Consider the following 12,937-nt stretch of genomic DNA (forward strand, 5'->3'; position numbering starts at 1 on the left):
CGCGATGGTCCGCAAATCGGCCCGCAAGTGGAACCCGAGCCTGCACCCCCGCGACGCGCGGGGCCGCTTCACCCGCAGCTCCACCCGGGTGATGAAGAGCGCCGACACGAAACGTGCCCGCTCGGCGACCACCGGTTTCTCCCCCGCGAAGATCGGCGGGGAGGGTGACGCCCGCGGCTGGCTGGACCGCAACACCAGCGGCAGCACCCCGCCGCCGGCGGACTCGGCGCTCGGCCAGTACCTCGCCGGCGGGTGGCGGGAGACGAACCCGGCGATCCGCGCGAACAAGACCCCACCGCCCGGGGTGGAAGAGATCGACGCGGAGTTCGGGGAGCTACCCGAGGACGTGGTGCTGCGCCGGCAGGTGCCGCTGGCCATGTTCGCGCACATCCCCGTCGAGGACCTGGTCGGCATGAAGGTCCGCGACGCCGCCTACGCCTCCACCAGCCTGGACCGGCCCGACGCCGGCGAGTCCGCCGCGGACGCGGTGACCATGCACATCGCCGCCGCGGCGGGCACCCCCGCCTACATCAACGCCCCGGACGGGGAGATCCTCCTGGCCCGGGACACCGAGATCGCCGTCACCCGCGCCGAGCCGAACGGCCGCGGCGGCTGGGACCTGTACGGCGTGGTGATCCCCAAGACCGCGGTCAAGCGTGACCGCGCCGCCGCCCCCGACCAGGGCGGCCAGCAGGACCCCGCGGCGCCGGCTGATTCCTCCCGGAAGCCCGCCGCGGACACCGCCGACGGTTCCCCCGACGCCGACGGCGGTGAGGAGGGCGGCCGCGGCCGCGCGGATCGCACCCCGCGCACCGCGGCCGCCCCCGACGACGCCGACGAGGGCGCGCCGGCCACCATCGACGGTTTCGAGGTCCCGGACAACGACGACGACGTCCGCGGCTGGTACACCGACGCCGCCGACCAGGCCGCCATGTACGCCGACGACGACACCAGCCGGCCCGCCCGCGCGGCCCGCCGGGAGCTGGCCGCCGCCCGTCAGGCGATGCAGCAACGAGGCCTGAACACCCGCCGCCAGCCCGCCCGCCGGTTCGGCCGTAAGGGCCGCCCCGCCGACCAGCAGCCCACCGGCGACGCGACGCCGGCGGCTGACGCCCCCACGCCCGAGGCGCCGGCCGCCGGTGACAGCGTGTCCCCCGCCGACCTGGTCGCCGCCCGCGAGACGCTGACCGCCTCGGTCATGTCCGGCGTCGCCCAGCGCCGCATGTTGGACGGCGGCAGCATCGCCGACGTCGAGCTGGTCACCTTCAACGACGGCAGCCGGGCGGTCTTCAAGCGCACCGCCAGCGGCGCCGCCCGCGACGCTGGCACGCAGCAGGACGCCGAGGAGCTGGGCGCGCTGACGCTCACCGCGTTCGGTGTGCGCGCCGCAGCGATCGACCGTGCCGGCACCCGCGACATCTACGCCCAGTACATCGACGGCCGGTCCGGCATGGAGGCGTGGGCGATCAGCCCCGCGGCCGGCGCCGCGCAGAGCGCCCAGGTCGCGGCCAGTGACGCCGGCCGGCTGATGGGGCTCGCTGACCTGGTGATGGGCAACATCGACCGCAACTCCGGCAACTGGATGATCGACCAGGAGGGCCGGCTGGTCGGCATCGACCACGGCCACGGGTTCATGTACCGGGAAGACCCGCTCGAGGTGGGCCGGTTCGAGGTCGGCGAGTTCGGGGTGCCGTACGTCGCCCGCGACGAGGACATGAACCCGACCGGTTGGGCCGACCACGACATCAGCCCCGCCGACATCGCCACCGCCCGCGCCCGCCTGGTCGCGCTGCGCCCCGACTACGTGCGGCTCGGCCACACCGACTGGCACGACACCGCCCTCGCCCGGCTGGACGCGATCGGCGCGCACGCCACCGGCACCCGTGACCGGATCACCCGCACCGACCGGGACCGGGAGCTACTCAACGCCACCCCGCCCACCGGCGACGAGACGCCGGCGGCTGGCACGGGTGCGCCCGACGGGCCGCCCGCACCCGACGGGGTACCGCAGGACCGGGTGGACGCCTACGAGCGGGGCTGGGCCGCCGCGCAGAGCGGCGTCGCCGGGGAGTTGGACGCCGCCGACGAGCGCGGCGAGTCGGACGACTTCTACCAGGGCTACGACGACCAAGAGTCCGGCCGCGCCAAGTGGGCGTCGCTGCGGCCCGCCCGGCCGGCGGCGCCGACGCTCACCCCCGCCGAGCGTACGGCCATGGCGAACCGGCAGTGGACCACCCGGCAGCTCGGCACGGTCGGCGCCGACTCGCTGCGCCAGTATCAGGCCGCCGCCGAGCGGGACGGCGACACCGAAGGCACCCGGCTCATTGCCGCCGAGATAGAGCGGCGCGCCGCTATCCCCGTCGCGCCGCTCGGAGTCGACCTCACCGGCGGGCGGGACCTGTTCGCCGGTCGCTCCGATGCCTCTCTGCGGGCGGAGATGTCCCGGCTACGGGGCAACCGCGACCGGACCGACGCGATCCGGGCCGAGCTGGACCGGCGGGCCGCCGCGCCGGCGGCTGGCACCAGTGCGCCCGAAACCCCGGACACGCCGGTCGCCCGCGCCGACGCACTGTCCAGCCAGGCCGCCCAGCGGATGAACGACGGCGACTACCGGGGCGCCCTGGACCTCATCGACCAGGCCGAGCAGGCCGCCCCCAACCACCGGCCCGGTAAGCCCGGCCGGACCCGGTCGTGGGACGACCTCCGCGCCATCGTGCGCCGCCGCCGCGACGAGGCCGCCCGGGCCAACACCCCCGAGCCGACGGCCGACAACTACGGCGAGCGGCGGGACCGGCTCGCCGCTGGCGTCGCCTCCGGTATCGCCAGCAGGGAGCCGCTCGGCGGCGGGCTGGTTGCCGACGGCGTTGACCTGGTCACCTTCAACAGCGGCGACCGCGCAGTCTACAAGCGGACCGCGAAGACCTCAGTCCGCAGCGGCCGTCCGTTCGGGAACGGCCACTCGGGCTACAACGAGGTCACCGCGGCACAGCAGCAGGACGCCGAGGAGTTGGGCGCCGCTGTCGCGGCTGCGATGGGCGCTTCGGCGCCGGCGGTGCTACGCGCAAGCGACACCGAGATTTACGTGGAGCACATCGACGGCCAGACCGGGCTCGAGGTGCCCAGCTACGACTTGGGCGCGTACGTCGACAGTGACTCCGGGCGGCGGCTCGGCCTCGCCGACGTGATCATGGGCAACAGCGACCGCAGCATGCGTAACTGGCTGGTCGACGGCGACGGGAACGTCCAGGGCATCGACCACGGCCTCGCGTTCGGTCTGTTCGACGACCCGGGGACGGCGCCGATGCGCAAGCCGGACCCCTTCGCCTCGCACTTCGTGAAGATCGCTGACCCGGGCCGGCCGAACGAGTGGGCCGACCACGACTTCACCCCGGCCGACATGGCCGAGGCACGTCGCCGGCTCGTGGGGCTGCGTCCGGAGTTCGAGCGGCTCGGCCACGCCGACTGGCACGACGCCGCGCTCGCTCGGTTGGACGCACTCACGCCGCACGCCACCGGCACCCGCAACCGGGTCGCCGACGGTGACGACCCCGGCACCCCGACGGCGGCCGCCCCCGACGCGCCCGAGGCGCCCGAGACGCCCAGCACCGGCGAGCAGACGCCGGCGGCTGGCACCCGTACGCCCGACGCCCCCGAGACGCCCGCGGCGCCGGCGCCGCGGGCGCCGTTCGCCGAGCGGCAGACCCGGCTCGCCGAAGCGGTCGCCGCGGGTGTCACCAACCGGGAGGACGTGACCGGCGACGGTGGCTTCCTGTCCGACGTCTCGGTGGTCACGTTCGGCAACGGCGACCGGGCCATCCACAAGACCATCCCCGCGGAGGGCGGCGTCGGCCGGCCCGCCGAGGAAATGCAGGACGCCGAGGAGCTGGCCGTGGTGCTCGCCGCCGCGGTGGGCGCCCCCGTCCCCGCCGTGCACCGGGCCGGCCCGGGCGAGGTGTACGTCGAGTTCGTGGACGGCCGCACCGCCCTGGACCTGGTCGTTGCCGCAGACGGGAACCGGTCCGCGGTCGCCCCGTACGTCCTCACCGACGATTCGTGGTTGCTCGGTCTGGCTGACCTGCTGATGGGCAACACGGACCGGCACGAGGGCAACTGGATGATCGACCGGGACGGCCGGCTGGTCGGCATCGACCACGGGCTCGCGTTCTGGAATGCCGCCAACGGCCCGCGCCGGCCCTCGGCGAACGAGTCGTCGCCGTTCACCGACCGGTTCATGAAGAGCAACGCGCTCGGTTTCCCGTCGGAGTGGACCGACCACGACTTCACCCCGGCCGACCTGGCGGAGGTCCGCCGCCGCCTGTACGGCATCCGGCCGCAGTTCGATGACAAGTACCGGTCGGACTGGATCAACTTCGCGCTCATCCGCCTGGACGCGCTCACCCCGTACGCCAAGGGCACCCGCAACCGGATCGCCGCCGGCGACGACACCAGCGCACCGGAGCCACCGGCCGCGGCGAGTATCCGCGTGGGTGACATGGTCGAGCACGAGGGCGAATGGGTGCCGGTGCTGAGTAAGACCACGCTGCAGGTCGACGACCCCGAGGTGCAGATCCGCAAGGACGGCGCGGACCTGTGGGTGCCGGTGACCGAGCTGACCGGCCGCCGCGACGGCGACAACACCGGCGCACCGGCGCCGGCGGCTGGCACCGACGCGCCCAGCGCCCCGGCCCCCGCGCCGGCCGCACCCCCGGCCCCGACCACCCCGCCGGCGCCGACGGGCCCGGCGCAGCAGGCCGACATGTTCGGCGGCGTCACCGACTTCGTCCCCGCCCCGCGGGCCGCGATCGGTCTGGCCGACCGGCCCAACATCGGCCGGGAACGGGCGATCGCCGCTGTCCAGCAGCTCGGCATGTTCGACGTCAGCGACCAGCAGCAGATGGACGGGCAGATGGCGCTGCTCGACGCGCTGCTCGACGTGCCCGCCCCGACCACCCCGCCGCCGCCGGCGCCGGAGCCCGAGACGCCGGCCGCCCCGGAGGCGCCGGAGGTGCCGGCGTCGATCGTGCCGGACGACCTCAGCGGATGGACCGACGAGGACCTCGCCGAGACGTTCCGCACCGTCACCGGCGTGCACGACCTCGCCCAGGTCGACGAGGACGGCGCCGCCCGGATCATGGCCGAGTGGGAGCGCCGCGAGGCCGCGATGGCCGAGCTGGTCTCCAGCGTCCCCGACGACCTGACCCCCGTACCGGACGGGGACCTGGAGGGGCTGTACGCGCGGATCACCGGCGAACACGGCAGCCTGGACCACCCGACCGCGGACCGGCTGCTCGCCGAGCTGGAGCGCCGCGCCGAAGCTGACCGGCAGGCCGCGGAGAACGCCCCGAAGCGGGCGCTACTCGACCGGCCGGTGGCTGACCTGGACGACGACGAGGTCGACCTCGCCGCCGAGTACGCCGCCGACCTGGACGACCCCGACGCGCTCGCCCGGGTCGTCGCCGAGATGGAGCGCCGCGACGCCGAGCGGGAAGCGGCCGCCGAGCGGGAACGTATCGAGCGGGAGGCCCGGGAGGCGGTGGAGCGGGAAGCGGCCCTCGAGGCCGCCCGCGTCGCCGAGCGGGAAGCCGCGGCCGCGCACGCCGCCGCGCAGCGGGACCGGCTGGTCGACGCGATGGCGGCCGCGCAGGACGCCGCGATCGTCCCCGCGTACGACAACTCGGCGATCGGCGCCGCACACACGGCGCTCGGTGAGGACGGGATCCGCGCGCTGTACGGCGACGCCACCGTCGACCAGTGGGTCGCCGACGTGCCCGGCGGCACCGGCAACGACCAGGGCCGCTGGACCGCCATTCAGCGCCGCCTGATCGAAATGCCCAGCAGCGAGCGGGTGCGGCTGGTCTCCGCGGCCGCCGAGCAGGCAGCCGCGGAGGAGTTCGCCGACTACGACGACCGGGAGCTGCACGCCGCCGTCTCCCAGGGCATGTTCAGCGCAGAGCCGCCGAACGGCCCGGCGCCGGCACGGGAGCGCGGTCGCCGCGCCGCCCGGGAGAAGAACCGGCGCAAGATCCAGGAGCTACGGGCCGACAACGCCCGAGAGTTCCGCCAGTACCAAATCCGGGCCATGGCCGCCGACCCGGCGACGCTCACCGACGCCGAGCTGGAAGTAGCGCCCGCGCTGGTGACTGCCACCGGCGCCGACGACTACGACCTGCCGGGCCGGCTCGCCGCGCTACGCGCCGAGGCGCAGCGGCGGGAGTTGGCGGCTATCTCCGCCGCCGAAGCGAAGGCGGCCGGGCCGGCCGGCCCGGCCCGGTACCGCAGCCCCGTCGAGGAGTACGGCTACCTGCGTCAAATGGTGCAGGGCCGCAACGCGCGGGACATCGAGGCGCAGGACCGGCTCCGGCGTGCGCAGGCCGTTGTGTTCGGGCTGCCGGAGGACGCCGACGCCAAGGCAGTCAAGGCCGCCGAGCGGAAAGACCCCCGCCCGGTTGCCGACCAGGCCGCCCTGGTCATGGCATGGTTCCGGCACCTCGGCCGGTATGAGGGCGTCGACCAAAACGGCCCCGACTACTACCGGGGCAAGCCCGACGAGGACGTGCCGGACACGCCGGCGCCGGAGCCACCGGCGAACGTGTCCAAGCCCGACGAGGTGTGGAAGCAGATCCACACCAACGCCCTGCAGGAAATCAACACCGGCCGGTTCGACACCGCGTCGCGGATGATGCGGGCCATAGCCCGCGCCTACCGGGTGCCCATGGGCGAGATCGAGCAGAACCGGCCCGGCATCGTGCAGGCGCAGGAAAGCATCCTGCCGGCGATGCGGCACGACCAGCGCACCGAGAAGCAGCGGGCGGCGGACTTCATCGCCCAGTTCCGGCGCCTCGCCGACGAGGACGGCGTCGACCCGACCGACACGCTGCGCGCCGGCCCACCCGACAAGGCCACCCGACGCGCCAGCAGCCGCCCCGTGCGGGAGTCCACACCCGAGCAGGAAGCGCGCATCGACGCGCTGGTCGCCCGCGGCTGGGACTGGCTGGACGCGTACGCCGAGGTCCATGGCGTCGACCGGGCGTCGCTGGAGCGTTCCGCCGGCGGCCGCTCCGGACTGACCGAGAAGCAGCTCAAGGAGGCGTACGCCGAGTACGTGGAGCGGCAGTACCGCGACGCGGAGGCCGCAACGTCGGGGTACCTGCTCAAGCGGGGCTCGGAGGGGAAGATGGACGCGCGGCGTCTGTTCTCCGGTTCGTGGTCGGTGGCCAAGGCGCACGCCTCCGAAGAGCTGATGCGCTGGTGGGGCGAGCACCCGCGGCTGACGTACGCCGCTTTCAAGGCCCAGTACGTCGGCGGTGATTCGTTCCGCAGCTCCCGGGAACGGCTCGCCGCGGCCGGGAAGGGGAACGAGTTCGCATGACCACCACCGAACAGGCCCTCGAGGCGGCCCGCCGTCTCGCGCGGCGGGCCGCCCAGCGGCGCGCCGGCGCGGGCGCCTGCCCGTACCCGGCCGACGGCAACCCGCTGCAGCAGGCGTGCCGGCGGGCGTGGATCCGCACGTACACACGGATGCGGCCCGCCGAGGCGGTGCCGGTGGACTACGGCGACGACCTGACCGCCCTCGCGGAGGGCCCCGACAGCGGGGACACCGACGACGGGCAGGTGGGTACGCCGGCTGCTGCCGCGGCCGCGGTGGCGCAGGGAACGATCATCGGGAGAGGGGGCGGACGATGACGCCGCTGCTGCTGTCTGTCGTGGCCACGGGCGCCGAGCTGGACCGGGTGACGCTCGACGACGAGGACCGGCTCACGTACCGCACCGGCGCCGCTCGGGACATCGCCGAGGGGCTCCGGCGGATGATGGCCGGCGGTGACGGCGACGAGGTGTCCGACGTGGACCTGGCCGGCGCGTTGGCCGGCTGGTCCAACGGCTACCTGCTGTTCCGCCCCGCCGACGCGGACGACGCCGGCGACGGCGCCGGCGCCGGCGAGGCGTCGCCGCCGCAGGAGTAGGCCGTGGACACGATGGCCCTGGTCGACGCCCACACGGGCGAGACTCTGGACACGGTCGGCATCGACGCCGGCGGCGTCACCACGTACGTCACCGGGGAAGCCGCGCCGGTGCTGGCCGCGCTCACCGGAGCGTACGAGGCGCGCGGCCTCGCCCCGCTGTCCCTGGTCGACGAGCTGGACGGCTGGACCGACGGGCGGGTGCGGCTGGACGCGGCGCCGGTGGTGCTCGAGGCCGGTTGGGTGCCGCCGCTGCCGACCGTGCTGGTCGACCTGCGGGAGGCCGGCAGCGACCGGAAGCTGCGCGCGTACTGGGTACGCGGTGAGGGCGCCGCGAAGATCGGCTGGAACCGGCCGGGTGACTTCGAGACGTGCGTCGCGCACCTCGGGAAGTACGTCCGCGACCCGAAGGGGTTGTGCGCGGAGTACCACAAGGCCGCCACCGGTGAGTGGCCCGGCAAGAAAGCCCACGGCGGGTAGCTGACCTGCCCAAACCGACCGCCACCCGGATCCGGGGGCGGTCATTTTTCGTGCCCGAGAACCGAGGGAGGACCGGTGACCGAGCAACACGACGACGGGCCGCTCCAGGGGGCGTGCGTTGGGGGGCCGATGGACGGGCAGCAGGCCGTGTCCCGGTTCCCCCGCGGGTTCCTGCTGGTCGACAAGCCCGCCGGGGAGTGCTGGCTGTACGACTGGCGCGACGGCGGGTTCCACGTCCGCGACGCCGCCCCGATGCCGGTGCAGGACGGGCCGGCCGACGGGCCCGGCGACAGCCGCTACCGGGCCGCGGCGGAGCCGTTCTTCGACGTGCTCGCCGCCCCGTGGGTGACCAGCCCCGACGACGACGGGGAGGCCCCGACCGATGGCGACTGAGGTTGCGCCCCCGACCCGCTGGCTCGCCGACCAGTGGGAGAACAACTGCGGGTACGCGTCGGCGGTGCTCTCCGGCATCGTGCCCGACGAGCGGCACAAGAAGAGCGGCGGCTACCACCCGTCGATCGAGGACCTGGTCCGGTACGGCAACGGCGGCGACTACTCCAACAAGCGGGCGCTGGACAAGGCGCCGCCGGTCACCGCGAAGGGCAAGAAGTACGGCGCCGCGGTCGACATGTCGATGTCGCGGGCCGACATGAAGAAGCTCTACGGCCGCGCCCTGGCCGTCTACAACAACCGCAGCGACCCGCGGCGGAAGTACCTCAACGCGATCAACGTGTGGGACGGCATCGACGGGCACTCGCCGCGTCGGCTCGATTTCCAGGCGAACACCAACACGACCGCGAGCGCCGACCACACGTGGCACTCCCACGAGGACCAGCCGCGGGCGTACGTGGACGTCAACCGCAACGAACAGGAGGCGTGGACCGCGGCCCGCGCTTTCATCTCGATGGCCAAGGGTGAGACCGCCGCGGCGTGGCTCGCCGGACAGGGAGAAGACGACATGACCCCGGAGCAGGACCAGCGACTCAAGCGCGTCGAGACCATGCTCTCCCGCCTGGACGGCCGCGAGCCGATCGGCCAGACGTACCTGCGGCTGGCCGTCGGCAAGGACGACGTCGTCGGCGCGAAGCCGGTCGCCCACCCGACGCTGACCAGCCTCGGCGCCCAGCTCACCGACGTGCAGAAGGTCCTCGGCGCGCTCGCCGCTCAGGACTTCACCGACGAACCGGCGATCATCGCCGGCATCCTCGCCGGCCTCACCCCCGAGAAGATCGCCGCGGCGATCCCGGCCACGATGGCCAAGCAGGTCGCCGACGACCTCGCCCGCCGCCTCGCCGCCTGACCGACGCCCAGCGAACGGGAGGGGCCGCGGTGGCTGTTACCCGACGGACACTGTGGCTCCTCCGCGCGCTACGCGTCGAGGTCGGCGACCACACCGACGAAGCGGTCCGGGCGCTGACCGCCGCCTGGGTGCAGGCGTGGGACCTGCTCGACGCCGAGTGGCACGCCGCGATGGCCGACGTGGTCGCCCTGTACGCCGCCACCGACCGGTGGCCGGCGCCGTGGCAACTCGCCCGCATCGACCGCCTCGCGGCCGCGCAGCAGCAGACCGCGACGGCGCTCGCCGCGCTGGCCGCCACCACGAACACGACGGTCGGCGCCGGCGCCGTCGAGGTGATCGCCGCGACCGCCGCCGCTGAACCGGCCATCATGGCGTCGCAGCTCCCCGCCCGGCTCGCCGCGGCCGCCCTGGACACGTACACCGCCCGGATCACCCCGACCGTGCTGGAGACGATCGCGTCCCGCGCCCGGGCGCAGATCCACGCCGACACGTGGCCGCTGACCGACGACGCCGTCCAAGCGATGCGGCGGGCGCTGGTCGCCGGCGTCGCTACCGGCGCCCACCCCACCGAAGCCGCCCGGTCGATGGTGCGGCAGGTGGAGGGCGCCTTCAACGGCGGCCTCGGTCGGGCGCTGAACATCGCCCGCACCGAGATGCTCGACGCCTACCGGGACACGTCCGCCGCGGTGCACGCCGCTAACGCCGACGTGCTCGACGGGTGGACGTGGGTGGCCACCCTGGACCGCCGCACCTGCCCGTCCTGCTGGGGGATGCACGGCACCCACCACCCGCTCACCCAGCCCGGCCCGTGGGACCACCACCAGGGCCGCTGCGCGCGGATGCCGAAGGTCAAGAGCTGGGTGGAGCTGGGCATCCCCGACGTTGAGGGCGAGGACCTGACCCCCGACGCGGAGAAAGTGTTCGCCGCCCTCCCCCGCGACGAGCAGCTCGCCGTCATGGGCCCCGGCCGGCTCGCGCTGCTGACCGCCGGCCGGATCAACTTCTCCGACCTCGCCGCCCGCCGGGACAGCCTGGCGTGGCGGCCGTCCTATGTACCCCGACCGGTGCGGGACCTGGAAGCGCTCGCCGCCCGCCGCACCGTCGCCTAACCCCGCCCGGGAGGCCCTGTCGTGCTGTCCATCGACTCTGTCGACGACCTGGAGGTCGGCGACCTCGGTTTCGCGTCCATCAAGGGCCGCGTCGGCGCCGGCGTCCTCGCCGGGCAGACCGCCATCGACGCCGCGGCGCTGCTCCGCGGCCGGCAGGTGGAGAACGCCGGGTGGATCACCCACGCGTTCATGGTCGTCGCCGTCGGGCCCGGCTGGGCCGACGTGGTCGAGGCCATGCCCTCCGGCGCGCGGCTGGTGCGGCTGACCGGCACCGACCGGGTCGGCCCGGGCTACGCGTACGTGCGGCTGTATTTCGACGCCGGGCCGGTCGGCTGGCAGCGTCCCGCCGCGTACGCCGCGGTGGAGATGATCGGCACCCGGTACGGGTTCGCCCAGTACGCCGCCCTCGCGTCGCTCACGCTCACCGGCGGGAACGCCGCCGACGCCGGCGGGTGGCTGGCACGGTACGTCAACCGCCGCCACGAGTCGACCGGCTTGCCGGTGCAGGTCATCTGCTCGCAGCTTGTCGACGAGGCGCTCCGGATCGCCGGCGTGCACCTGTTCACCGACGGCCGGCCGCCGCAGTACGTGACGCCCGGCGCGCTGTTCTGGCGCGCGGCGCAGCTCGGCGAGGTCGGCGTCTGCTGACTCCGGCGCCACCCCGGGCGCCGGTGAGGGATGGAGGTACACCCGATGGCCCGAGCCAACGAGAACAAGGTCGACGAGACCAAGCCGGCGCCGTCGCCGCTGGAGCCGACCGCGGTGCAGGCCGCGAAGGAGGCCGACCGGCGCGACGACCTGCCGAACGCCGACACGGACACCAAGCAGGCCGAGAAGGACGCCAAGTAGTCCGCCGGGGTGCCCGCCGGTGTCGCCGCCGGCGGGCGCGCCCTGGCCGAGTGAGAGGGGCCGAGCGTGAGTGAGGACCAGGACGCCGCCGACGCCCGGGCCGCGTACGCGGCGTACGGGGAGACCACCGGCGGGAAGAACTTCCGCGGCGAACCGATGCCCGAGTGGGACGGGCTCGGCGAGACGATCCAGCGGGCGTGGATGGCCGCCGCCGCGGCGGTGCGCGCCCGGGCCGCGGGTACGCCCAAGACGTGACACTGCCCGCCGGGCGGGATCGCCTGGCGGGCAGTGCGGGGCTTGGTCAGACCAGCGCGGCGTCGGAGCCGGTCAGCAGTTCGGCGTTCTCGACCCGGACCGCGACGCGCTCGCCGAGGGGGAACCGGCGGGTGTTGCCGTTCTGGTACGTCCAGCGGACGTGCCAGCCGTTGTCGTCGTGCACGAGGGCGACCTCGGCAAGGGTGAAGTTCGGCGCGTACTGCGGCGCGCGGGTCGGCCAAAGCTGCACATCGAGCGGGGCGGTCTCAGCGGTCACCAGGGCGTCGATCATCGGGGTCTCCTCGTCTCGGGGGCGGCTGTCCGGGCCGCCCAACACCCGACACGTTACACGACGGAAAAATATGCCGCAACGACCGGGGGTGTCATTCCGCGCGCACCGCCCCTGACCTGCCGGGTGCATAAGATGCCGCGCCGGTTCACACCCGCGGCGACCAGACGCGGGAGGACCCATGGCCGAGACCGTGCACCACTCCATCCGCAGCCACCGCGCGCCACGCTCCCCCCGCACCGGGTGGCGCAGGCACGCCCAGTGGTGGGGCGCCGTCTACATCCTCGCCGCACTGTGGCTCGGCTCCGCCGCCGCGCACGCCGCCGCCCTGTGGCGCACCCAGGCCGACGATGCCGCCGCGCACGGCCAGCCGCACGGCTGGGCCGACTACTGGCCCGCCCTGGTCAGCAGCACCGCCGAGAACTGGCAGAGCGAATGGGCGCAGCTCACCGTCCAGGCGCTGTTGTTGCTGTCCCCCCTCGCGTCCCGCGTGTGGCGGGCCGACCGCAACGCCGACAAGGACGACGTCGCCCGCATCGAGGCCCAGCTCGCCGAGCTGCGCACCGCGATCACCGACCGGGAGGTCTGAGCATGTCCAACAAGCGCCGCACGCGCGTTCCCGGCCGGTACGAGCGGCCGGCCGCCATGCGGGCCGCCCTCGGCGACCGCGCCGGGGAGGCCGGCCTGGTCGCCGGGT

At 74.5% G+C, this 12,937-nt stretch carries 12 protein-coding genes; 11 read left to right on the forward strand and 1 reads right to left on the reverse strand.

Annotated elements, in window-relative coordinates:
* The first annotated feature begins 4 nt into the window (after positions 1 to 4).
* The 10 genes from ACIBTV_RS27840 (at position 5) to ACIBTV_RS27885 (ending at position 11,951) form a co-directional block, all read left to right on the forward strand.
* Positions 5 to 7,369: a hypothetical protein gene (locus ACIBTV_RS27840; RefSeq protein WP_396709578.1), complete on the forward strand. Its 7,365-nt coding sequence runs from the start codon at positions 5 to 7 to the stop codon at positions 7,367 to 7,369.
* Positions 7,366 to 7,683: a hypothetical protein gene (locus ACIBTV_RS27845; RefSeq protein WP_396709579.1), complete on the forward strand. Its 318-nt coding sequence runs from the start codon at positions 7,366 to 7,368 to the stop codon at positions 7,681 to 7,683. Before ACIBTV_RS27840 ends, ACIBTV_RS27845 begins: the two co-directional genes overlap by 4 nt.
* Positions 7,680 to 7,961 (forward strand): hypothetical protein, encoded by a 282-nt coding sequence (locus ACIBTV_RS27850; protein WP_396709581.1) that lies wholly within the window; start codon positions 7,680 to 7,682, stop codon positions 7,959 to 7,961. Before ACIBTV_RS27845 ends, ACIBTV_RS27850 begins: the two co-directional genes overlap by 4 nt.
* 3 nt (positions 7,962 to 7,964) lie before the next feature.
* The gene (locus ACIBTV_RS27855; protein WP_396709583.1) at positions 7,965 to 8,438 is read left to right on the forward strand and encodes a hypothetical protein; all 474 of its coding nucleotides are present in this window, start codon (positions 7,965 to 7,967) and stop codon (positions 8,436 to 8,438) included.
* A gap of 75 nt (positions 8,439 to 8,513) precedes the next feature.
* The gene (locus ACIBTV_RS27860) at positions 8,514 to 8,831 is read left to right on the forward strand and encodes a hypothetical protein (protein ID WP_396709585.1); all 318 of its coding nucleotides are present in this window, start codon (positions 8,514 to 8,516) and stop codon (positions 8,829 to 8,831) included.
* Positions 8,821 to 9,738, forward strand: a complete 918-nt coding sequence (locus tag ACIBTV_RS27865) for a hypothetical protein (RefSeq protein ID WP_396709587.1) — start codon at positions 8,821 to 8,823, stop codon at positions 9,736 to 9,738. The genes ACIBTV_RS27860 and ACIBTV_RS27865 overlap by 11 nt, the downstream gene beginning before the upstream one ends.
* A gap of 29 nt (positions 9,739 to 9,767) precedes the next feature.
* Positions 9,768 to 10,847, forward strand: coding sequence for a phage minor head protein (locus ACIBTV_RS27870; RefSeq protein ID WP_396709589.1), 1,080 nt, complete (start codon positions 9,768 to 9,770; stop codon positions 10,845 to 10,847).
* Between the two features lie 21 nt (positions 10,848 to 10,868).
* Positions 10,869 to 11,495, forward strand: coding sequence for a hypothetical protein (locus ACIBTV_RS27875; protein ID WP_396709591.1), 627 nt, complete (start codon positions 10,869 to 10,871; stop codon positions 11,493 to 11,495).
* Between the two features lie 45 nt (positions 11,496 to 11,540).
* On the forward strand, positions 11,541 to 11,696 hold the full coding sequence (locus ACIBTV_RS27880; RefSeq protein WP_396709593.1) for a hypothetical protein: 156 nt from the start codon (positions 11,541 to 11,543) through the stop codon (positions 11,694 to 11,696).
* Positions 11,697 to 11,762: 66 nt separating this feature from the next.
* Entirely contained in the window at positions 11,763 to 11,951 is a 189-nt protein-coding gene (locus ACIBTV_RS27885) for a hypothetical protein (RefSeq protein ID WP_396709595.1), read from the forward strand.
* 46 nt (positions 11,952 to 11,997) lie between these two features.
* Here the strand turns inward: ACIBTV_RS27885 and ACIBTV_RS27890 are convergent, their stop codons facing one another.
* The gene (locus tag ACIBTV_RS27890) at positions 11,998 to 12,243 is read right to left on the reverse strand and encodes a hypothetical protein (protein ID WP_396709597.1); all 246 of its coding nucleotides are present in this window, start codon (positions 12,241 to 12,243) and stop codon (positions 11,998 to 12,000) included.
* Positions 12,244 to 12,421: 178 nt separating this feature from the next.
* Here ACIBTV_RS27890 and ACIBTV_RS27895 point away from each other — a divergent pair, with 178 nt between their 5' ends.
* Positions 12,422 to 12,829 carry a hypothetical protein gene (locus ACIBTV_RS27895; protein ID WP_396709599.1) on the forward strand — a complete coding sequence of 136 codons (408 nt, stop codon included), beginning with the start codon at positions 12,422 to 12,424 and terminating at the stop codon, positions 12,827 to 12,829.
* The last annotated feature ends 108 nt before the right edge of the window (positions 12,830 to 12,937 follow it).

Source organism: Micromonospora sp. NPDC049366 (assembly GCF_044466625.1).
In the GTDB taxonomy this organism is placed as follows: Bacteria; Actinomycetota; Actinomycetes; order Mycobacteriales; family Micromonosporaceae; genus Micromonospora.